Below are 20,473 nucleotides of genomic sequence, written 5' to 3'. Positions count from 1 at the left end.
GGCACTCTGCCGGGAGAGGAGGAGGCTGGAGACAGGGTCACACTCGCGTCGTCCATGGTGCGAAACAGGATGGTCAGCGTAGCAAGGCGTGCCTCGCCAGGGGTCAGGATGGGGTCAGACTTTGGTCGGAAATGGGTCTTGAGCGGCCCTTGGGGGAGGCGCGAGAGAAGAAGAGGCAGGCAAAGGATCCCTCCTGGAATCGGTGCGGGTCAGCGCCGACTCATGACGAGGTGCTGGGGCAGCCGGGTGTAGGCGAACGGATCAGGGTCGCCCCCCTGGGGTGGATAGCCGAGGGCCAGGACCACCCGGCTGGTCAATCCCTGCTCCCCCAGGCCGAGCCACTCATCGAGCAAGTCACCATCAAAGGCCTCCACCGTATGGGTCTTCAGCTCGAACACGGCCGCGCCGAGCAAGAGGGAGCCCAGGGCGATGTAGACATGCTGCGACCCAGCGCCGTCATGGGCCGCTGCGCCCTGGCAAGGCATGATCAGCCCTGGCGACCCTGTCTCGTTTGCCTGCTCCCGAGTACAGAGCACCATGAGGTGGGAAGCCTGCTGCAGCAGGGGGAGGCTGGCGGGGAGGTGGGGGGCGATGGCCTGCCAGATCCCGGTCCGAGTCTGGCGGGACGCGGCCACGACCAGATGCCAGGGGAGCTGGCGCTGGGCCGAGAGGCAACGGCAGGGCAGGGCGCAGAGATCCTCTATGACGGATTCGGGGATCCGCCGTTTGGGGTCGAAGAGGAGATGTTCGGATCCTCCCTGAAGGTGGTGATGGTGATGCATCGTGGCGTCGCTTGTCCCATGCCGGTCGGTGAAAGGCGGATCCTGATACCCGAAAGGGGATGATGGTGTCATCTGACCCGGATTTCCCCATCATAGGGGGCTTGCAGGGGACTCGGGTCAGGGAGAGGTCGCGATTTGGTCGAGACCGGCAAGGTTCAGGGGGCTGACAGCCCGCTGGCGAGAAGGCGGCTTGCCTGGGCGAGGAGGGGGGTATCCCCCGCCTCGGCGAGCTGGGCCGTCAGGGCGGTGAGGGCGTCCCACTCGGCCTGGGTCGGGGTCTGGTATGCGCACACTGTGGTCAGCGCCTGCAAGGCCAGCCAGGGGGCACCCTGGGCCTGGGCCTCCTCGAACGCCATGGCGCCGCACCAGGGCGAGCGCCTGATCCAGTTGTTCCTGCGCCTGGTGCCACTCATGTTGCAGCAGCAGGGCTTCGGCGAGGTAGCCCAGGGTCTCGCTGCCCCCCGATATCATCCCCAGCGCCCTGTTGTCCAGGTAGGCCTGCCGGATCTGGTGCGCCCCTTCATGGGGCCTGCCCCACTGAGTGTCAGCCCACCCCTGGAACCAGCGGCAGGGGGCCTGGCCCTGGGCGAGGGCAAACTCATCGACCAGGGCGCGCATCTCGCCGGCCAGGGCAGCTACCCGTGCCACCTCGCCGCGCCGGATCCCGCACAGGGCATCGCACCAGAGGATGATCAGCAGTGCCATCGGCTGGGCCAGCGAATGGGCGCGGGCATAGGCCTGTTGCAGACGCGCCCGGGCCTGGGTAAACAGGCCGAGCTGGGCGAGGGAGAGGCTCAGCAGGGCCAGAACCGTCGTCTGCGGATCGGCGATAAAGCCGATGAGACTGTGCTCGGCCCCGGCCTGTGCCTGCTCGAGCAGCGGCAGGGCCTGCTCCAGGGTCTCTCTGGCCGCGTCATGGTGACCCTGCATCATGAGCGCCTGGCCTTGCACGGTACAGGCGGCCAGGATCAGCAGGGGATCCGCCTGGGCGGCGGCGAGGCCCCGTGCTCGGGCGGCGACGGCCAGCGCCTCTGGGTATTCGGCGCGCAGCGCATGGAGAAACCCCAGACCATGGAGCGCCAGGCCGGCCATGGGGTGCGCTGGCACCTCGGCCAGCCGGTCGGCGGCCCGCTGGTAGGCACGGCGGGCCTCTTCCCCGGCCCCCAGGGTGTGGAAGGCGGCCGCGCCGCGCAGGGTGGCCAGGGTGATCTCCAGGGCGTGGCGCGATGCGCTTTCGGGGAGCGGCTCGATGAGGGCCAGTGCCCGGGCGGTCAGGCTCATGCACTCGGCGGGGCAAAGATGAAGCAGGGCGGCCCGGGCGGCCTCGGCATAATAGCCAAGGGCTTTGATGGGGGCGTGGCCGCGGTCGAAATGCATGGCCAGCTCGGCGGCGGTCACCTCCTGGCCCTCGGCGCGCAGCGCCTCCAGGGTGCTCCCTATCTTGCCGTGCAGTGCCCCGCGCAGGGGGGCCGAGAGGCCATCATAGAGGCGCTGGCGAAACAGCTGATGGCGAAACTGGACGCAGCGGCTGGGATCCTCGGCCGATGCCTCCGGGGTGGGTGCCATCAACCAGAGTCGCTCCCGGATCAGCGCCTCGCATTGCTGTGCCATCTCCATCAGGCTGCACGCCAGCACCCGGGCCAGGGTGTCGACATGAACCCTCATGCCCAGCACGGCGGCGGCGGCGAGCAACTGGCGCTGCGGCTCGAGGAGTCTGGCCACATGGTGATCGATCAGGGCGCCCAGGCTCTCGGGCAGCACCCGGCGAACCAGGCGGGCGGGCTCGGTGTCATCGTCATGGTCCGTGCGGCTCATCACCTCGGTGGCGAGGGCGGCGACGAACAGCGGGACGCCGCCGGTTCGCTCATGGAGGGCGAGGGCAAGCCCGGGGGGAACGTTCATGGCCGGCATCCGCTCGCTCACATAGGTCACCACCTCCTGCTCGCTGAAGGGCGCCAACCCTATCTCCTCACCCAGGCCCTGCCCGCGCAGGGCCTGCCTGAGCCCATGGAGTGGATGTTCGGTGACGAGGGGCTCGTCCGGCCTGACACTGCCCAGCCACATCAGACGGCTGGGGCTGCGCCGGCGGGCGAGGTAGTCGATGAGCTGGAGGGTCGAGGGATCGCCCCAGTGCAGATCTTCGGTGATCAGCAGCAGCGGTCGCTGCTCTGTGTAGCGATCCAGGAACTCGCTCATCTCCCGCAACATGCGCTGGGGATGGGCGCCGACCAGCTCATGCAGCAAGGTCTCGCGCTGCGCCGGGGAGCAGAGCCAGGGCAGTTGCAGCAGCCAGGTCGGGGCCACGCTGCGCAGCAGCGAGACCGCCTCTTCATCGCGACGGCACAGCTCGGCGATGGCCTCCAGCACCGGCAGATAGGGCTCACCCGCCCCATGCAACTGCACGCATTGCCCCCGAACCCAGAGCGCCTCAGGGATCCCGGCGCAAAAGTGCGCTATCAGGGTCGACTTGCCGATCCCGGGTTCACCCGCGATCCAGACGATGGCACGCAGGCCTTGGGCCGCCCGTTGCCAGGCGTCTTGCAAGCGCGCCAGCGCCTCCCCCCGCCCGACAAACAGCCCCAAAGAGGGTCTTTGTCGCGAGATCGGCAGCGGTGTGGTGGCAGGTGCTGCCAAGGGGTAACCGGTCTCCTGGGGGAGCAGCGGGCAGATGAAGCGATAGCCGCGGCGGGAGACTGTCTCTATGAAGCGGGGAGCTCGGGGGTCGTCCGCCAGCAGGGTGCGGATATCGCTGATGGCTCCCTTGAGGACGGAGGCGCTCACGAAACGATGGCCCCACACCCGATCGAGCAGCTCATCCTTGGTCAGCAGCAGGCTATGCTCGCGGATCAGGGTACATAACAGGTTGAACGGTATGGGGGAGAGGGGAACGGCGTGGCCATGGTGCAGCAGCCGCGCATTGCGTTCATCCAGTTCGAAATCGCCAAAGCGGACATGCAATTGAGGCGATGTACTTGATATCGTTGACATATTCAAACCGTTATACCGCAGGCTGGCAATCGGAAACATCTTAGCCAGCCCACTGCCGTGGTCAAGAGAAAACACATGCAGGCTGAGTATAGGGGGAAAAAGGCGGCTCAACCGCGAGAAAGGGGACCTTATGAGGCCTATTTGCTTGAATTGTTGAGGGTTTTCCACATGGCTCTTCCCATGGCCGGCAGCCCGGATCCCGGTGCCATGAAAAAGGCCCACCGCGTCGGGTGGGCCTTCTCCATGGCTGGGCGCTCCTAACGGAGTATCAACCCTGCACGTTGCTCAGTACCAGCTTGCCATCCTTGACCGGTATGGTGGGGCCGGGTTGTTTCTCCATGCGGATCACCCCCTCCTGACCGGCGAGGCGGTAGGTGACGTCATAACCCAGGGTGCGGGTGCTGCTATCCTGCACCGTCTTGCAGCGCTGCTCGGTGGTGGTGTAGGTGTCCCCCGCCTGCATGTTGCCCTGCACCTGGTTGCCGGCATAGCCGCCGGCGACGGCCCCCGCCGCCGTGGCGACCTTCTTGCCGCTGCCACCACCGAACTGGTGGCCCACCACGCCCCCGAGGGCCGCGCCGACCACTGTGCCCAGGATCTTGTGCTCGTCCTGCACCGGTTTGCGGTGGGTGACGGTGACGTTGCGGCACTCCTGGCGCGGCGTCTTGATGGTCTCGGTCACCGGCTTGCTGGCCAGCACCTCGGCAAACTGGGGCTCTGATGAAAACAGGGATCCGCTGGCTGCCGCCGACAATGCCAGCGCAGAGGCAATACCGATCCCGACACCTGCCAACATGGATTTGTTCATCTCTTTACTCCTGTCTACTGTGATTGCCCGCTCTCGGGGCTTGTGAACATTCTTGTCATTTTGCGTCTCCCACTCAAGCAAAGGGGCCCTGGTCTGCGACAAGGCCTGACTGCGCAAAAAGTGACCGCGACAAAAAGGCGTCTGTGTTTGGCGACAAAAGGGATGGCCGGTGGAGGGCGCAGGCCCGCAGCCGTGGTGCCAGGCCTGCCTAAGACGTTTTGCTAATATCGGCCCGCAGATCCCCTTGATACCCTTGCATTTAGTACCAGAAAGCCGCCGCCGGCACGATGCCAGGGCGCGTTCACGGCTGCACCGCCGCTTTGCACCCCGATGAGGAAGGAACCCGATGACAAAGCCGAACATCTACGAGACAGATCTTGAGAAGACCGCTGCCAATTTCGAGGCCCTGACCCCCTTGAGCTTTCTGGCCCGGGCGGCTCGGGTCTATCCGGACTACCCGGCGCTGATCCACGGTCCCTTGCGCCAGAGCTGGGCCCAGACCGAGGTGCGCTGTCGCCGGCTGGCCTCGGCCCTGCGCCAGCACGGCATCGGCGAGGGTGATACCGTCTCCATCGTCGCCCCCAATGTCCCGGCCATGTTCGAGGCTCACTTCGGGGTGCCCATGAGCGGCGCCGTGCTCAACACCATCAACACCCGGCTCGATGCAGAGTCCATGGCCTTCATCTTCCAGCATGCCCAGAGCAAGGCCGTGCTGGTAGACAGGGAGTTTGGCGCCCTGGTGCGCAAGGCGCTCTCTCTCATCGACAGCCAGCCCCTGGTGATCGCCATCGACGATCCGACCTATCAGGAGGGGGAGCTGGTGAGCGAGCTGACCTACGAGGCCTTCATTGCCACGGGGGATGAACAGGAGCCCGGTTGGTTGCCGCAAGATGAGTGGCAGGCCATCTCGCTGAACTACACCTCGGGCACCACGGGCAACCCCAAGGGGGTGGTCTACCACCATCGCGGCGCCCACCTGAACGCGGTCAACAACGCGCTCTCCTGGGAGCTGCCCAAGCACCCCATCTATCTGTGGACCCTGCCGATGTTCCACTGCAACGGCTGGTGTTTCCCCTGGACCCTGGCGGCGACCGCCGGGGTGAGCGTCTGCCTGCGCCACGTACAGGCGGGCGCCATCTATGAGGCGCTGCACGCGCACAAGGTGAGCCATTTCTGCGCCGCTCCCATCGTCCTCAATATGCTCAACAACGCCGATCCGGCCCTGAAACTGGGGCTTGACCATCCCATCAAGGCGATGACGGCGGGGGCGGCGCCACCCGCCACCGTGATCGCCGGCATGGAAGCCATGGGGATCGCCGTGACCCATGTCTATGGCCTGACCGAGACCTATGGCCCCTGCGTGCTGTGCGAGCCCCAGCGAAGCTGGCAGGGGCAGGATGCCACGGCGCTCTCCCGGCTCAAGGCGCGCCAGGGGGTGGCCTCACCGCTGCAGGGAGAGATGCGGGTGGCCAACCCCGTCAGCGGCGAGCCTGTGCCCCGGGATGGCAAGACCCTGGGGGAGATCTTCCTGCGTGGCAACATCGTCATGAAGGGCTATCTCAAGAACCCGGCGGCGAGCGAAGAGGCGATGGCGGACGGCTGGTTTCGAAGCGGGGATCTGGCGGTCTGGCACCCGGACGGCTACGTGGAGATCAAGGACAGATCCAAGGACATCATCATCTCCGGCGGAGAGAACATCTCCAGCCTGGAGGTGGAGGACGTGCTCTATCGCCACCCGGACGTGGACGAGGCCGCGGTGATCGCCATGCCGGACGAGAAGTGGGGGGAGGTGCCCTGCGCCTTTGTGAAGCTCAAGGAGGGGCGGGTGCTCAGTCAGGCGGAGCTGATTGCGTTCTGCCGCGAGCAGATGGCCCACTTCAAGGCCCCCAAACGCATCATCTTCACCCCTCTGCCCAAGACCTCCACCGGCAAGGTGCAAAAATTTATGCTGCGAAAACAGCTGGAGTGAGGGTTGGACGTTACTCTCTTCTGAGCGCTTGAGTCGGCGCCATATTGCCTCGGGATGATATGGCGCCAAATCCTATGTTCATCAAACTCTTTCGGAACTCACTCTGGTAATATCCTGCTCAGTATCGAGACAGGGAAATACTATGGCGCTTGCAACATTTGATTGGGTGGAATCTGTTTCATGGGATGGGCCTGGAGCCATTGAAGGGGGAGAGGAAACGCTAGCAGGAGATCGACTGGAGCGCGCTCGCTATGCCGAGTTTCTGACCAACTATCTGGCGGCAGAGGGCAAAGAGCGCAACTATGTGCTGAACCTCAATGCCGAATGGGGCGCGGGTAAAACCTGGTTTATCAAGCGCTGGTATATGGAACTTAAAGAGCATTATCCCACCGTCTATATCGATGCCTGGCAGCAGGACTTTTCCGATGATCCCTTATTGACGGTTATTTCGTCGATTATCGATCAGCTAAAAGAGGTTGCAGGTAAAGAGAATAAAATCCCGGAGGGTATGCGCCAGCGGCTACTTGGATTATTCAAGGTCGGCGGCAAGCTTGCGTTGAAAGCGGCCATCAAGAAAGCTGGACTGGAAGAAGACGATTTTTCTCTGGAAGGAGAGGATGCGAATCAGTTGGTCGATGTTTTATGCAGTAATCAGAAAGAGCGTTATGAATCTATTCAGTATCTTAAACAAGAAATACGGCAATGGGTGGAAGGAGCTGTTGGATTAAGTAAAGGAAAACTGGATTATCCCGCCTTTATTTTGATTGATGAGCTGGATCGCTGTCGCCCTTCCTATGCGGTAGAAATGCTGGAAACTATCAAACATATATTCGATATTCCCAGAGTGGTCTTTGTGTTGGCTACAGATACAGAACAACTACAACATGCTGTAAAAGTAATTTATGGTTCCGAATTTGATGCTTATATATATCTAAGTCGTTTTTTTAATCGGCGATTCAGTATGCTTAGTGGCTCAAGGCATAATTTTGTTGAAAGCCACTTATCTAATGTAACTTATCTTAATAGCAGTGTTTTTGAAAATATATGGCCTACAGGCCTTAGCGTGGACTCACTTGGGGTTATAATTTCATCGATAGCAGATGCTTGTCAGCTTTCACTCAGAAGTACTGAAAAACTTATTGATAGGTCATTGTTAGTGCTTGTGAATATGAAAAATGACTCTATTAATATAGTCTTTCTTGCTTACCTTATAGCCTTACATGAAAGCAAACCATCTGACTATGACACTATAATTTCATCGGGGCGTAGTCATTCATTTTTATCAGGCATTAAATCCGATGTGATTAAACTACACGGCATGAATAATATTTCTGGCACTGTTAGTATTAAAATGGAAAGTGACTGTAATGGTGCGTTTACACAAGGCGTATACCAAACCCCTATTAGAGATCTTATTAGAAACTATTTATTTGGTTACTTGGGTGAGTATCAAAATATTGATAGTAAATTAAAGAGGGATGTTAAGGAGTTTGATGAGAAATATCGTTCAATGACTGCGGAAGTTTTTTCAGAGAAATTAAGAGAAGGTGTTCTTAATTCGTGCTTACATAAAAAATCACGAGTGGATATGTCTACATACAGGGATTGGGTTGAGTTGGCGGTGTCATTTGAATAAGCTTAACGGGCCAAATAGCCCGTTAAGCAATATGATACTTTATTTATTGTGCCGCTCATAAAGCCGCTGCACCACATCCTTCAAACCCAAGCCTTCGTTTTGCAGCAAGACGGTCAGGTGATAGAGCAGATCGGCGGATTCGTTGATGAGCTCTTCTCTGTCCTTCGCCATGGCGGCCAGGGCCACTTCCACCCCCTCTTCACCCACCTTCTGGGCGATGCGCTTGGTGCCTTTGCCATACAGACTGGCGGTGTAGCTGGTGGCGGGGTCTGCCCCCTTGCGCGATGCCAGGATCTGCTCGAGCTCGGCGAGAAAACCGAGCGGCGGCAGCGGGTGACCGTCGAAGCAGGAGGGCGTGCCCAGATGGCAGGTGGGGCCGACTGGATTGGCGGCGATCAGCAGAGAGTCCTGATCGCAGTCGGTGGTGATGGCGACCAGTTTCAGCACATGACCCGAGCTTTCTCCCTTGGTCCAGAGGCGCTGCTTGCTGCGGCTGAAGAAGGTGACCTGGCCGGTGGCCTGGGTCTTTTCCAGGGCCTCGCGGGTCATGAAGCCCTGCATCAGCACCTCGCCGCTCGCGGCATGCTGGACGATGGCGGGGATCATGCCGTCACATTTGTCCCAGTCCAGGCGCTCGGCCAGGGGCAATGCATTGTCTACTGCTTGATTATTCACGGATGGCGACTCCTTCGTTTTTCAGCCAGCGTTTCAATTCGGGAATAGGGATAAGGCCCTTGTGGAACACGGATGCCGCCAGGGCGCCGTCCACGTCGGCCAGGGTGAAGGCATCGCGAAAATGTTCCATGGCACCGGCGCCGCCGGAGGCAATCAACGGCACCTTGCAGACGGCCCGCACCAGCCTGAGCTGCTCGAGATCGTAGCCCTGGCGCATGCCGTCCTGGTTCATCACGTTCAGCACGATTTCGCCGGCGCCGCGCTTTTGCACCTCCTTGACCCACTCCAGGGTGGTCCAGCGGGTGGTGCGGGTGCGGCTCTCGTCGCCGGTGAACTGCTTGACCTGATACTGGCCGCTTGCCCCATCGAAGTAGGAGTCGATACCGACCACCACGCACTGCACGCCGAAACGCTCCGCCAGCCGGGTGATCAGGGTGGGATCGGCCAGGGCCGGGGAGTTGATGGAGACCTTGTCTGCGCCAAACTCCAGGATCTGGCGGGCATCCTCCACGCATCGGATGCCGCCGGCGACGCAGAAGGGGATGTCGATGACCTCGGCCACCCGGCTCACCCAGCTCTTGTCCACCACACGCTCGTCGCTGGAGGCGGTGATGTCATAGAACACCAGCTCGTCAGCACCCTCCTCGGCGTAGCGGCGGGCGAGCTCGACTATGCCGCCCATCACCTCGTGGTTGCGAAACTGCACGCCCTTGACCACAACGCCATCTTTGACGTCGAGGCAGGGGATGATTCGTCTTGCCAGCATCAGCGGCCTCCTTCTGTGGTGGGGGCAGTCCAGCAGGCGATGGCCTGTTTCACGTCGAACTTGCCCTCCAGCAGGGCGCGGCCGAGGATGACTCCCTTGACGCCTGTGTCCTTGAGCGCTTCTATGTCGGCCAGGCCGCCGATGCCGCCGGAGGCCTGAAAGGCCACGCTGGGGTAGCGGGCGCAGAGATCCCGGTAGAGCTCGACGTTGCTGCCCGAGAGCGTCCCGTCCCGGCTGATGTCGGTGCAGAGCACGTGTTTGAGCCCGGCGGGGAGGAAGCGCTCGATCAGCGCCTCCAGGCTCACGCCGCTGTTCTCCTGCCAGCCTGCCACCGCGATCTGGCGATTCCCCTCTGCATCTATATTGACATCCAGCGCCAGCACTATGCGCTCGGGGCCATATTTCTCCATCCAGCTAGCCACCAGATCCGGGGACTTCACTGCGGTGGAGCCGACCACCACCCGGTTGGCGCCGGCGGCCAGCAGGTCCGCCACATCCTGCTCGCTGCGCACGCCGCCGCCCACCTGAACCGGCGCCTGGGTTACGGCGAGCAGCTCGGTGATGAGGGCAAGCTGGCGCGCTTTTGCATCCTTGGCGCCGTCCAGATCCACCAGGTGCAGCTGCGCCGCCCCCTGGGCAACATAGTCGTCGAAGCGGGCCTGGGGGCTGCTGCTGTATGCGGTCTTCTGGCCGTAGTCCCCCTGATAGAGTCGGACTACCTGGCCATTGATGAGGTCAATTGCGGGAATGATCATCCTTGTTACAGCTCCAGAAAGTTTTGCAGTAAACGGGCACCGGCACTGCCGGAGCGCTCCGGGTGGAATTGGGCGCCGAAGAAGTTGTCGTGCCCTACGATGGCGGTGAAGGGCTGGCCATAGTCGCAGCTGGCGAGGGTCGCGTCAGTCACCTCCAGGGCGTAGGAGTGGACGAAGTAGAAGTAGCTGCCGCTTGGGATCCCCTTGAGCAGGGGATGGGTCTCATCGTGCTTAATCTGGTTCCAGCCCATGTGGGGCAGGCGCAGATTGCCCACCTCCATCAGCCGGATCCTGCCAGGCACTATGCCGAGGCAGTCGATCAAGCCCTCACCCGGCGCTTCACTGCCACTCATGGTCTCCTCGGAGGCCTGTGCCAGCATCTGCATGCCGAGGCAAAAGCCTAGCAGGGGCTGCTTGGCGGCGCGGATCAGCGGCACCAGGTTACGCTCGTTGAGATTCTTCATGGCGGCCACCGCAGTGCCCACCCCGGGCAGGATCAGCTTGTCCGCCTGCTCGATATCGGCCGCCTTGCTGGAAACCAGCGGCGCCGCGCCGAGGCGCTCGAACGCCATGCGCACCGAGGCGAGGTTCGCACAGCCCGTGTCGATGATGACCAGCTTCTGCTTGCTCACATCCATCACAGTACCCCCTTGCTGGAGGGGAGTTCGCTCCCTTCCACCCGGATGGCCTGGCGCAGGGCGCGGCCAAAGCCCTTGAACAGCGCCTCCACCTGGTGGTGGGTGTTGCCGCTGCCGACCTTCATCTGCAGGGTGATGGCCATGGCGTCCGAGAGGGAGCGGAAGAAGTGGGGCACCATCTCGGTGGCCATCTCGCCCACGCTGTCGCGGCCAAAGCCGCTCGGGCAGTCGAACACGAAGTAGGGGCGGCCGCTCAAGTCCAGCGCCGTGGCCACGTCCAGCTCGGTCAGGGAGGGAGCCTGGGCACTTTCGTTCGTGCCTTCAACCAGGCGCGGGCGGCCATCGATCACCGCCTGCACCTCGTCCATCGCCAGCACGAAGCCGAAGCGACCTATGCCGCGCTTGTTGCCAAGGGCCTGACGCAGGGCCTGACCCAGGGCCAGCCCCACATCTTCCACCGTGTGGTGATCGTCGATGTGCAGATCGCCGCTGACCTTCAGCTTGAGGCGGAACCCGGCGTGGGTGGCTATCTGATCCAGCATGTGATCGAAGAAGCCGATGCCGGTGGCAATCTGGTTGCCGCCGCTCTTGTCCAAGTCCACTGCCACCTGGATGCGGGTCTCCTTGGTGTAGCGCTCCACCTCGGCAACACGCCCCTTGGAGAGCAGCTGATCACGGATGGCGAGCCAGTCGTGATCCTGCGGCTGGTAGCGAATGCCGCGGATGCCCATGTTCTCGGCAAGTTGCAGATCTGTCTCTCTGTCGCCAATCACGAAGGAGTTGGCAAAGTCGATACGACCCGAGGCGAGGTACTCCTTCACCAACCCGAGGTTCGGCTTGCGGCAGCTGCAACCGTCGGTGGGGAAGTGGGGGCAGATCAGCACCTGCTCCCAGTTCACCCCTTGGGATTCAAAGAGGTGCATCATCAGATCCTGAGGGGGCTGGAAGTTCTCCAGTGGCAGGCTGGCAGTGCCCAGCCCATCCTGGTTGGTCACCATCACCAGCACGTATCCGGCGGCCTGGAGCTCCCGCAGTACCGGGATCACCATGGGCTCGAAGCGCAGCTTGGCGAGGCTGTCCACCTGCTTGTCGGTCACCGGCTCTTCTATCAAGGTGCCGTCACGGTCGATAAACAAAAACGGGGTCTTCATCTGGCTACTTCCTTATACGCTGGCGGCAGACGGGTTGCTGGCTGAGGGGGTGCTGTTCGATAGATTACGCAGCACGGTGAGGACGGCGTCCATCTCCCCCTGATAGCCGATGGTGATGCGGATGCTGTTGTCCAGGCCTGGCTTGCTGGAAAAATCCCGCAAGATGATGCCGGCGGCCTTCATGGCGGCAAAGACGGCGGCGCCATCGGTGAAGCGCACCAGCACGAAGTTGCCCTTGTCCTCGAACACCTCTTTCACGCAGGCAAGCCGGAGCAGCTCGGCCTTGATGAGGGCCTTCTGCTTGTTGAGCTCCACGACCCGCTCCTGCATCAGCGCCAGCCCCATGGGGGAGAGGGCCTGGGCCGCAATCTGGGCGATGGGCTCGGGGATGGGGTAGGGGGCTATCACCTTGGCCAGCATGGCGATGACCTCCGGATCCCCCAGGGTGAAGCCGCAGCGGATCCCCGCCAGGGCAAAGGCCTTGGAGAGGGTGCGGGTCACCACCAGATTGGGGTACTGGGCCAGCAGATCCACCACTGAGCCTTCCGGGCAGAACTCGATGTAGGCCTCGTCCACCACCACGATGGCGCGCTCCCGGGCCTTCTCCAGCAGGGCGATGAGCCCCTTGCGGCCCACCAGATCCCCGGTGGGGTTGTTGGGGGAGCAGAGGAACACCAGTTTCACGTCGGAGAGGCGATCCGCGATGGCGGGCCAGTCCGGCTGACGGCTGGCGGTGAGCGGCTGCTCGACGATGCCCACGCCACAGGTCTCGGCGCTGATGGCGTACATGCCGTAGGTGGGGGGGCAGATGAGGATCTGATCCTCCCCCGCCTCGCAGAAGGTGCGGATCAGGAGCTCGATGGCCTCGTCGGCGCCGCGGCTCACCAGCACCTGATCCGGATTGACCCCGGCGTAGGCAGCGTAGCCGTTGACCACCTCGGCCGGCTGGCACTCGGGGTAACGGTTGAGGCGGTTGCCCTCGATGGTGAAGGGGTAGGCCAGCGGCGCCTCGTTGGCGTTGAGCCAGACATGGCCCTGACCACCGATGCGACGGGCGGATTGATAGGGGGTGAGGGCCCGCACCACGCGGCGAGCCAGATTGGCGATGCTCATGACAAATCCTTCTGCTGCTGGCTTGAAAGTGCGTTCAATCTGAGGGTGACGGCGTTTTTATGGGCATCCAGCCCTTCCGCATCGGCGATGCGCTGGACTATGGGGCCAAGGCCCTGGATCCCCTCGATGTTCAGCTCCTGCACCGTGTAGCGGCGCTGGTAATCAGCGAGCCCGAGGCTCGAGCAGGTGCGGGCATAGCCATAGGTGGGCAGGGTGTGGTTGGTGCCGCTGGCGTAATCCCCGACCGACTCCGGGGTCCATGCCCCAAGGAAGATGGAACCGGCGTTCTCGAGTTTATCCAGCAGATCGCGGGGGGCGCGGGTCTGCACGATGAGGTGTTCCGGCGCGTAGGCGTTGGAGATGGCGCACGCCTCGTCCAGATTGTCGCAGAGGATCACCAGGCTGCTGCCGAGCGCCTGGGCGGCGATGTCGCGGCGGCTGAGCTTGGCCAGCTGGCTCTTTATTTCACCTGCGATGGCATCTGCCAACAGGGTTGAGGTGGTCACCAGCACCACCTGGCTGTCGGGACCGTGCTCGGCCTGGGAGAGCAGATCCGCGGCCACGAAGGCGGGGCTCGCGCTCTCGTCGGCAATCACCAGCACCTCTGAGGGGCCGGCGGGCATGTCGATGGCGGCGCCGCGCCAGTCCCGGGAGACCTGGCCCTTGGCTTCGGTCACATAGGCGTTGCCCGGGCCGAAGATCTTGTCCACCTTGGGAATGCTCTGTGTGCCGTAGGCCATGGCGGCGATGGCCTGGGCGCCGCCGATGGCGAACACCTTCTTGACGCCACAGGCGCGGGCGGCGAACAGGATCTCGTCGCTGGCCGGCGACGGGGTGCAGAGCACCACCTCACGGCAACCGGCCAGGCTTGCCGGAATGGCCAGCATCATCACGGTGGAGGGGAGCGGCGCGCTGCCCCCCGGTACATAGAGGCCGACCCGGCTGATGGGCTGGGTGCGCAGCTCGCACACCACCCCGGGTTGGGTCTCCACCCGCACCACGGGTTGCGCTTGCGCGGCGTGGAAGGTACGAATGTTGGCAATCGCCGCTTCGATGGCGCTTTTGATCTCATCGTCCAGCCGCGCGCAGGCGGCCTCGATTTCGGCCTCACTGACGCGCAGCTGCTCACGGGGGGCGCGCTCGAAGCGCAGGCCGAGCTCCCGCAGGGCCTCATCGCCCCGGCTGCGCACCGCGCCGATGATCTCCTTGACCACGGCACCGATATCCGCCTCGTCATTGAGGGCGGGCCGGGTCAGCACGTCGGCCTGTTGGGCGGGGGAGAGGGTCTTCCAGATCAGGGTCTGCATGATGTCCCTTCCTTATTCCATCATCTTTTCGATGGGCAGCACCAGGATGGAGCTGGCGCCGAGGGCCTTGAGCTGCTCCATGGTCTCCCAGAACAGGGTCTCGCTGGAGACGACATGCAGCGCCACCTGATTGGTATCACCGGCCAGCTGCATGATGGTGGGGCGCTCGGCGCCGGGCAGCAGATCCGTGATGGCATCGAGCTTCTCTTTGGGGGCGTGCAGCATGATGTACTTGCTCTCGCGGGCCTGCTGCATCCCCTGGATGCGGGGCAGCAGTTTGTCGATGAGCTTCTGTTTGGCGTCCGACAAGGGGTTGGGAGCCTGCACCAGCACCGCCTTGGAGCGGTAGATCACCTCCACTTCTTTGAGGCCATTGGCCTCGAGAGTGGCACCGGTGGAGACCAGATCGCAGATGGCATCGGCCAGTCCCGCGCGCGGTGCCACTTCCACCGAGCCGCCCAGCATCACGCTCTTGAAATTCAAACCCTTCTCGTCGAAGAAGCGCTTGAGCAGCCCGGGGTAGGAGGTGGCGATGCGTTTGCCGGCGAGGCTCTGTGGCCCTGTGTAGGTGACATCTTCCGGCACCGCCAGCGACAGGCGGCAGCCACCGAAGTCGAGCTGCTTGAGGGTCTTGACCTGATAGGGCAGATCCTGGGAGGCGCGAATGAGCTGCACCTCTTCCAGCACGTTCTCGCCTATGATGCCAAGGTCGACCACCCCTTCCATCACCAGCCCCGGGATGTCGTCATCACGCACCCGCAGTATGTCGATGGGCATGTTCTCCACGTGGGCGATGAGGCGCTGTTCACGCAGGTTGATCTTGAGGCCGCAGCTCTTGAACAGGGCCTGGGAGTCCTGGCTCAGGCGACCGGATTTTTGCATGGCGATGCGCAGACGTTGTGTTTCCATTGCTCTTGTTTCCTTCTAGTCAAAAACGAAAAAACCCTCGGAAGTGTGTGCTTCCGAGGGTTTATGAATCTTGCGGTCCTTTTGGAAGTCACCAGTTAAGTGTCTTCCAGCAGTCAACCTCCTGAAAGACTATTCGGGATGATGATGGTGGTGATGAGTCTTCAGCAGGGTGAACTTCATGTAATCAATCCTTTACGAATAAGATGTCGTAGTTGACGCCTGATTTAAACTACCTGCCTTGACAGAAAAAGCAACCCAAAATTGTGATTTTCCCGATTAAAGTGGAGAAAACGGTTTTCTGGTCGATAACTAATCAAGATAGCCTGAGGAGTGATCACCATGCCCAGCCAGGATCTGTTATTCCCCATCTTGCCGCGCGCACCGTCGACCCCGAGCCCTGACGACATCAAGCGGGAGGTGACCCAGATCAGCCAGAAGCATCGGCTGCGCAAGATTGGCACTGACAACGGCGGTGGTGCCCAGCAGTACCAGCAGGGGCATCACCCGGCCAGGCGTGATCAGCCGAAGGCGCAGGAAGATGATCACAAGCCGGATCCGGACCATCAGATCGATCTCTTCGTCTGAACGCATTATCAGTCCCGCTTTCGCCATGCTTTTGGCATAATGGCCGCTTTTGCGCGGGACGCTCCTTTGACCATCCAGACCCTGTTCAAGCCAGATGGCCCTCTGGCCAGCCACATCGAGGGCTTCAAGGCCCGTGCGCCGCAACTGGAGATGGCCGAAGCGGTGGCGCGCGCCATCAAGAGTGGCGGCCGTCTGCTGGTGGAGGCGGGCACCGGCACCGGCAAGACTTACGCCTACCTGGTCCCTGCGCTGGAGTCCGGCAAGCGGGTGGTGATCAGCACCGGCTCCAAGAATCTACAGGAGCAGCTCTTCTACCGGGATCTGCCCACCATCACGGGGGCGCTCTCCTACACTCCGCCGGTGGCCCTGCTCAAGGGACGCAGCAACTATCTCTGCATCGAGCGGATGAACCGGCTCTTGAGCGAATCCCACCTGCAAAAGCCCGAAATCCTCAGCGATCTGGTGAAGGTCAAATCCTGGTCCACCGCCACCGATAACGGCGATGTGGGGGACATTCCGGGGCTGCAGGAGAACGCCGAGATCCTCGCCCACGTCACCAGCACCAACGACAACTGCCTCGGCCGCGACTGTCCCTATTACGACGACTGCCATCTGGTGGTGGCCCGGCGCCGGGCCATGGATGCCCAGGTGGTGGTGATCAATCATCACCTCTTCTTCGCCGATATGGCGGTGAAAGACACCGGATTTGGCGAGCTGGTGCCCGAAGCGCAAGTCTATGTCTTTGACGAGGCGCACCAGTTGCCTGAGATCGCCACCAACTACTTCGGCAAGTCGGTGGGCAGTCGCACCATCCTGGATCTGGCGCAGGACATCCAGCTCGCCTATCGTGCCGAGGCGCACGACATGGGGCAGCTTGGCAAGGCGGCGGACCGGCTCTCCATCGCCAGCCAGGACTTGCGCCTCGCCTTCGGCATAGACGGGGGGCGCGGCAATACCCGCGATATCCTGCGCCAGCCGCTCTGGGGCCAGGCGCTGGCCCGTCTCAACGACGCCATCGGGCTCTGCTACGAGGTGCTCAAACTGGCGCTCGGGCGTGGCGAGCAGCTGGATCATGCCTTCGAGCGGATCTGCGAGTTGCGCACCCGCTTGGGGGAGGTGCTGGCGGTGAACCAGACTGGTTTCTCCTACTGGTATGACTGCTCCCGGCTGCACTTCTCCCTCAATCTCACCCCGCTGTCGGTGGCCGAGCGGTTCGGCGCCGAGGTGCAAAAGCCCGAGGTGGCCTGGATCTTTACCTCCGCCACCCTGACGGTGGACAACCGTTTCGATCACTTTGTCGCCGAGTTGGGGTTAGCGGGCAGCGCCGAGCTTATCCTCGACAGCCCCTTTGACTACGCCGAACAGGCGCGCCTGTGCGTGCCGCGCTTCCTGCCCGAACCCAATGCCTTCGGGCGCGGCGAGCAGCTGGCCCAGCTGATGATCCCCCTCATCAACAAGACGCCGGGGGGTTGCTTTTTTCTCTGCACCAGCCATCAGGTGATGCGGCAGGTGGCCGAGGTGCTGCGCCGGGAGATTGGCCGCACCGTGCTCTTGCAGGGGGAGGACAACAAACAGCGGTTGCTCAAGGAGTTTGTCGAGAATGGCCGCGCCGTACTGGTGGCGACCAGCAGTTTCTGGGAGGGGATCGACGTGCGAGGGGCGGCATTGTCCTGTGTTATCATCGACAAGCTGCCGTTTGCGAGCCCGGACGACCCGCTGCTCAAGGCGCGGGTCGATGATTGCAAGCTCAAGGGGGGGGATCCCTTCGCCGAGCTGCAGCTGCCCAAGGCGGTGATTGCCTTGAAACAGGGGGTGGGGCGGCTTATTCGTGATCGCAGTGATCACGGCGTGCTGGTCATCTGTGATCCACGGATGGTCAACAAGCCCTATGGCGCCACCTTTATCAAGAGTCTGCCCGCCATCCCTCGCACCCGGGAGTTAGGGACGCTGGGGAGTTTCTTTGGCCGGGGCGCTTGAGTCTGCCGGTTCTTTCCAAGCACGCGGGAACCTCTTCGAGCGGGGCGCTTGAGCCTGACAGGCCACGTACCCGGCGCGCTCCGCATTCGGCCTGCTAGGCTGGCGGGTTGATAGCGATTGACTGATTTGCCATGTTAAGAAAACGGGTGAGCACATCCCGCTCGCACGTTATGTCATTGACTGATTTTATAGAGATTGGAACCCATGACCGAGTTGAAGATCCTGGCCGTTGATACCGCCACCGAAGCCTGCTCCGCCGCCCTTATGGTGGGTGACAAGCTGTTCTCCCGTTGGGAAGAGGCGCCGCGGGATCACACCCAAAAAATCCTGCCCATGGTTCAGGCTGTGTTAGACGAGGCCGGGATAACCTTGGCTGAGCTCGATGCCATCGCCTTCGGGCGCGGGCCTGGCTCCTTTACCGGCGTGCGCATCGGGATCAGCGTGGCCCAGGGGCTCGCCTTTGGCGCCGGCGTGCCGCTCATCGGCATCTCCACCCTGGCTGCCATGGCCCAGGGGGCTCATCGTCTGGAGGGGGCCGAGCGGGTGCTGACCGCCATCGATGCGCGGATGAACGAGGTCTATTTTGGCCACTACGAGCTGCTTGATGGCCGCATGCAGCTGGTGGGGGAGGAAGTGGTGAGCTCTCCCGCGGCCCTGATTGACGCGCGCGGCAAGCTGGCGGGCAGCCTGAGCTGCGTCGGGACCGGCTTTGAAACCTATGGCGAGACGCTCAACGCGCTGGCCGACGAGCTGGCGGTGAGCCAGGTGCGCTTCCCGGCGGCGGTCGACATGCTGCCCCTGGCACGCAACGCCTGGCTGGCGGGGAAGGCGGTGCCGGTAGAGCAGGCTACACCGGTATATTTGCGCGACAAGGTGACCTGGAAAAAACTGCCGGGTCGCGAGTGACATCCAACGGCGAGCCGCGACTCGACGTCAGCGAGTGAAGGCGGACGGTGCGGACAAGGAGAGGCAAAATGATGAAGCGCGTGATCATGCTGGGCCTGACGGGGCTGCTGCTAGTCGGCTGCAGCTCGGTGCCCAAGGAGCTGGCTTATGAACCGGAAAGCCAGCTGGTGGCCTATCAACCTGCCCTGCAGGGGATGGAGGGCAAGCCTGCGCGCTGGAGCGGCGTCATCTCGGCGGTGCACAACGAGCAGGATCAGAGCGTCATCGAGGTGGTCTACCTGCCGCTCAAGTCCAACGGCGTGCCGACCCAGACCGAGCAGAGCCCGGGGCGTTTCCTGGCCGTCATGAAGGGGTTTGTGGATCCGACGCTCTATGCCAAGGGACGCAGCCTGACGGTGCTCGGCACCCTGGACAAGCCGGTGGACAGCCAGATAGGGGATCACAAGTATCGCTTCTCCGTGCTCAAGGTCACCGCCAGCAAGCTGTGGCCGCCGGTGAAGGAGGTGGAGATCCGCTACATGGACCCCTACTTCTACGACCCCTTCTATGATCCCTTCTGGCCAAGACGCCACTACTCCCGCTGGTGATGATGGAAGAGCGCTTCCTCACCCTGGCCGATGGACGGCGCGTCGCCCTGCTGGATAACGGTCGGCAGGGCAAGCCCCTGGTCATTGCCCTGCACGGCTGGCTCGACAACGGCGCCAGCTTCCTGCCCCTTGCCCCCCATCTCGCTGAGTGCCACCTCGTCTGCATCGATCTGCCGGGTCACGGCCACTCGGATCACAAACCGACCCCCTATGTCTTCGTCGACTGGCTCGACGATCTGCATCAGATTGCCCAGGCTGCGGGCTGGCAGCGTTTCATCCTGCTCGGCCATTCGCTGGGGGCCCTGATCGCCAGTGCCTATGCCGGGGTGTTTCCCGAGCAGATAGTGCGGCTCATCCTGCTGGAGGGGCTCGGGCCCCTCAGTCAACCGGATGAAGAGGTGCCTGCTCAACTGCGGCGGGCCATTCTCAATCGCAGCCGCACTCGCGAGCGAGCGTCCGGTGGGTTTGCCTCCCTCGACGAGGCGGTGGCGGCCCGCTGCAAGGTGGCTGACATCTCCCCGGCGGCGGCGCGCCTTATCTGCGAGCGCCAACTGGAGGTGCGGGAAGGGCGCTGGCATTGGCGCAGCGATCCCCGCCTGCGGGATCTCTCACCCATGCGCATGAGCGAGGGCCAGGCCCAGGCGCTGATCCGGGCCATCGCCTGCCCGGTACTTTTTATCCGCGGCGAGCAGGGGTTTCAGAGTCTGCTGGCGCAGTGGCGGCTGCGGGGACCGGCCTTTGGCCAGATTGAAATGGTACAGGTGGCGGGAAATCATCACTTCCATATGGAAAATTCAGCCAAAACCGCCGTTTATATCGAAAAATTCTGTCAGATCCGGTAGGATCGCCCGCTTTGAATCATGTCAGGTTTGCTTTCTCCCTCACATTTCTCGTTGTTAATTTGCTGTTAATCGATGTTGC

General features: G+C 62.4%; 18 protein-coding genes and 1 other annotated feature. Of the genes, 7 read left to right on the top strand and 11 right to left on the bottom strand.

Annotated elements, in window-relative coordinates:
• Nucleotides 1–209 precede the first annotated feature (209 nt).
• The 3 genes from ACB030_RS03640 to ACB030_RS03630 all read right to left on the bottom strand — a co-directional run bounded on the left by ACB030_RS03640 (nucleotide 210) and on the right by ACB030_RS03630 (nucleotide 4,566).
• Complete coding sequence (locus ACB030_RS03640; protein ID WP_371158091.1) at nucleotides 210–782, bottom strand: nitroreductase family protein; 573 nt, start codon at nucleotides 780–782, stop codon at nucleotides 210–212.
• 117 nt (nucleotides 783–899) lie between these two features.
• A complete protein-coding gene (locus ACB030_RS03635; RefSeq protein WP_371158089.1) occupies nucleotides 900–3,770 on the bottom strand; it encodes an AAA family ATPase in 2,871 nt (956 codons plus the stop codon).
• 268 nt (nucleotides 3,771–4,038) lie between these two features.
• On the bottom strand, nucleotides 4,039–4,566 hold the full coding sequence (locus tag ACB030_RS03630) for a glycine zipper 2TM domain-containing protein (RefSeq protein WP_371158269.1): 528 nt from the start codon (nucleotides 4,564–4,566) through the stop codon (nucleotides 4,039–4,041).
• A 358-nt stretch (nucleotides 4,567–4,924) separates the two neighbouring features.
• Between ACB030_RS03630 and ACB030_RS03625 the strand changes: the two genes are divergently transcribed.
• Nucleotides 4,925–6,547, top strand: a complete 1,623-nt coding sequence (locus ACB030_RS03625; protein WP_371158087.1) for an acyl-CoA synthetase — start codon at nucleotides 4,925–4,927, stop codon at nucleotides 6,545–6,547.
• A 142-nt stretch (nucleotides 6,548–6,689) separates the two neighbouring features.
• On the top strand, nucleotides 6,690–8,183 hold the full coding sequence (locus ACB030_RS03620; RefSeq protein ID WP_371158085.1) for a P-loop NTPase fold protein: 1,494 nt from the start codon (nucleotides 6,690–6,692) through the stop codon (nucleotides 8,181–8,183).
• A gap of 39 nt (nucleotides 8,184–8,222) precedes the next feature.
• Here ACB030_RS03620 and hisIE read toward each other — a convergent pair whose 3' ends face one another.
• Genes hisIE through hisG form a run of 8 tightly spaced genes read right to left on the bottom strand, consistent with a single transcriptional unit; the run spans nucleotide 8,223 to nucleotide 15,497 of the window.
• Nucleotides 8,223–8,858, bottom strand: a complete 636-nt coding sequence (gene hisIE / locus ACB030_RS03615) for a bifunctional phosphoribosyl-AMP cyclohydrolase/phosphoribosyl-ATP diphosphatase HisIE (protein WP_371158083.1) — start codon at nucleotides 8,856–8,858, stop codon at nucleotides 8,223–8,225.
• Nucleotides 8,851–9,624 carry an imidazole glycerol phosphate synthase subunit HisF gene (gene hisF / locus ACB030_RS03610; protein ID WP_371158081.1) on the bottom strand — a complete coding sequence of 258 codons (774 nt, stop codon included), beginning with the start codon at nucleotides 9,622–9,624 and terminating at the stop codon, nucleotides 8,851–8,853. The genes hisIE and hisF overlap by 8 nt, the downstream gene beginning before the upstream one ends.
• Nucleotides 9,624–10,379, bottom strand: coding sequence for a 1-(5-phosphoribosyl)-5-[(5-phosphoribosylamino)methylideneamino]imidazole-4-carboxamide isomerase (hisA, locus tag ACB030_RS03605; RefSeq protein WP_371158079.1), 756 nt, complete (start codon nucleotides 10,377–10,379; stop codon nucleotides 9,624–9,626). Before hisA ends, hisF begins: the two co-directional genes overlap by 1 nt.
• A gap of 5 nt (nucleotides 10,380–10,384) precedes the next feature.
• Entirely contained in the window at nucleotides 10,385–11,017 is a 633-nt protein-coding gene (gene hisH / locus ACB030_RS03600; RefSeq protein ID WP_371158267.1) for an imidazole glycerol phosphate synthase subunit HisH, read from the bottom strand.
• Nucleotides 11,017–12,168, bottom strand: a complete 1,152-nt coding sequence (gene hisB / locus ACB030_RS03595) for a bifunctional histidinol-phosphatase/imidazoleglycerol-phosphate dehydratase HisB (protein WP_371158077.1) — start codon at nucleotides 12,166–12,168, stop codon at nucleotides 11,017–11,019. Before hisB ends, hisH begins: the two co-directional genes overlap by 1 nt.
• Before the next feature lie 12 nt (nucleotides 12,169–12,180).
• Nucleotides 12,181–13,281: a histidinol-phosphate transaminase gene (gene hisC, locus ACB030_RS03590; protein WP_371158075.1), complete on the bottom strand. Its 1,101-nt coding sequence runs from the start codon at nucleotides 13,279–13,281 to the stop codon at nucleotides 12,181–12,183.
• Nucleotides 13,278–14,588 carry a histidinol dehydrogenase gene (hisD, locus tag ACB030_RS03585; protein WP_371158073.1) on the bottom strand — a complete coding sequence of 437 codons (1,311 nt, stop codon included), beginning with the start codon at nucleotides 14,586–14,588 and terminating at the stop codon, nucleotides 13,278–13,280. Before hisD ends, hisC begins: the two co-directional genes overlap by 4 nt.
• 12 nt (nucleotides 14,589–14,600) lie before the next feature.
• Complete coding sequence (gene hisG, locus ACB030_RS03580; RefSeq protein WP_371158071.1) at nucleotides 14,601–15,497, bottom strand: ATP phosphoribosyltransferase; 897 nt, start codon at nucleotides 15,495–15,497, stop codon at nucleotides 14,601–14,603.
• Between the two features lie 29 nt (nucleotides 15,498–15,526).
• Nucleotides 15,527–15,651 (bottom strand) — a sequence feature (His leader region).
• Between the two features lie 185 nt (nucleotides 15,652–15,836).
• Here hisG and ACB030_RS03575 point away from each other — a divergent pair.
• From ACB030_RS03575 to ACB030_RS03555, 5 genes are all read left to right on the top strand, one after another.
• On the top strand, nucleotides 15,837–16,082 hold the full coding sequence (locus ACB030_RS03575) for a hypothetical protein (RefSeq protein ID WP_371158069.1): 246 nt from the start codon (nucleotides 15,837–15,839) through the stop codon (nucleotides 16,080–16,082).
• 66 nt (nucleotides 16,083–16,148) lie between these two features.
• Nucleotides 16,149–18,059 carry an ATP-dependent DNA helicase gene (locus tag ACB030_RS03570; RefSeq protein ID WP_371158067.1) on the top strand — a complete coding sequence of 637 codons (1,911 nt, stop codon included), beginning with the start codon at nucleotides 16,149–16,151 and terminating at the stop codon, nucleotides 18,057–18,059.
• Nucleotides 18,060–18,263: 204 nt separating this feature from the next.
• Nucleotides 18,264–18,965, top strand: a complete 702-nt coding sequence (tsaB, locus tag ACB030_RS03565; RefSeq protein ID WP_371158065.1) for a tRNA (adenosine(37)-N6)-threonylcarbamoyltransferase complex dimerization subunit type 1 TsaB — start codon at nucleotides 18,264–18,266, stop codon at nucleotides 18,963–18,965.
• A gap of 68 nt (nucleotides 18,966–19,033) precedes the next feature.
• A complete protein-coding gene (locus ACB030_RS03560; RefSeq protein WP_371158063.1) occupies nucleotides 19,034–19,552 on the top strand; it encodes a Slp family lipoprotein in 519 nt (172 codons plus the stop codon).
• Nucleotides 19,552–20,394, top strand: a complete 843-nt coding sequence (locus ACB030_RS03555) for an alpha/beta fold hydrolase (RefSeq protein ID WP_371158061.1) — start codon at nucleotides 19,552–19,554, stop codon at nucleotides 20,392–20,394. Before ACB030_RS03560 ends, ACB030_RS03555 begins: the two co-directional genes overlap by 1 nt.
• Nucleotides 20,395–20,473: the final 79 nt, after the last annotated feature.

Source organism: Aeromonas sp. S16(2024) (genome assembly GCF_041403065.1).
Classification (GTDB): Bacteria; Pseudomonadota; Gammaproteobacteria; order Enterobacterales; family Aeromonadaceae; genus Aeromonas.
The sequence above is the reverse complement of the archived record's forward strand: the minus strand, read 5'-3'. Positions and strand labels throughout refer to the sequence as shown.

Bases quoted from the DNA above. Each gene is read 5' to 3' on its own strand.
- ACB030_RS03630 (WP_371158269.1), bottom strand. From the start codon at position 4,566: ATGTTGGCAGGTGTCGGGATCGGTATTGCCTCTGCGCTGGCATTGTCG.
- ACB030_RS03555 (WP_371158061.1), top strand. From the start codon at position 19,552: ATGATGGAAGAGCGCTTCCTCACCCTGGCCGATGGACGGCGCGTCGCC.
- hisF (WP_371158081.1), bottom strand. From the start codon at position 9,624: ATGCTGGCAAGACGAATCATCCCCTGCCTCGACGTCAAAGATGGCGTT.
- ACB030_RS03575 (WP_371158069.1), top strand. From the start codon at position 15,837: ATGCCCAGCCAGGATCTGTTATTCCCCATCTTGCCGCGCGCACCGTCG.
- tsaB (WP_371158065.1), top strand. From the start codon at position 18,264: ATGACCGAGTTGAAGATCCTGGCCGTTGATACCGCCACCGAAGCCTGC.
- ACB030_RS03620 (WP_371158085.1), top strand. From the start codon at position 6,690: ATGGCGCTTGCAACATTTGATTGGGTGGAATCTGTTTCATGGGATGGG.
- hisG (WP_371158071.1), bottom strand. From the start codon at position 15,497: ATGGAAACACAACGTCTGCGCATCGCCATGCAAAAATCCGGTCGCCTG.
- ACB030_RS03560 (WP_371158063.1), top strand. From the start codon at position 19,034: ATGATGAAGCGCGTGATCATGCTGGGCCTGACGGGGCTGCTGCTAGTC.
- hisA (WP_371158079.1), bottom strand. From the start codon at position 10,379: ATGATCATTCCCGCAATTGACCTCATCAATGGCCAGGTAGTCCGACTC.
- hisB (WP_371158077.1), bottom strand. From the start codon at position 12,168: ATGAAGACCCCGTTTTTGTTTATCGACCGTGACGGCACCTTGATAGAA.
- hisH (WP_371158267.1), bottom strand. From the start codon at position 11,017: ATGGATGTGAGCAAGCAGAAGCTGGTCATCATCGACACGGGCTGTGCG.
- ACB030_RS03625 (WP_371158087.1), top strand. From the start codon at position 4,925: ATGACAAAGCCGAACATCTACGAGACAGATCTTGAGAAGACCGCTGCC.
- hisC (WP_371158075.1), bottom strand. From the start codon at position 13,281: ATGAGCATCGCCAATCTGGCTCGCCGCGTGGTGCGGGCCCTCACCCCC.
- ACB030_RS03635 (WP_371158089.1), bottom strand. From the start codon at position 3,770: ATGTCAACGATATCAAGTACATCGCCTCAATTGCATGTCCGCTTTGGC.
- hisD (WP_371158073.1), bottom strand. From the start codon at position 14,588: ATGCAGACCCTGATCTGGAAGACCCTCTCCCCCGCCCAACAGGCCGAC.
- ACB030_RS03640 (WP_371158091.1), bottom strand. From the start codon at position 782: ATGCATCACCATCACCACCTTCAGGGAGGATCCGAACATCTCCTCTTC.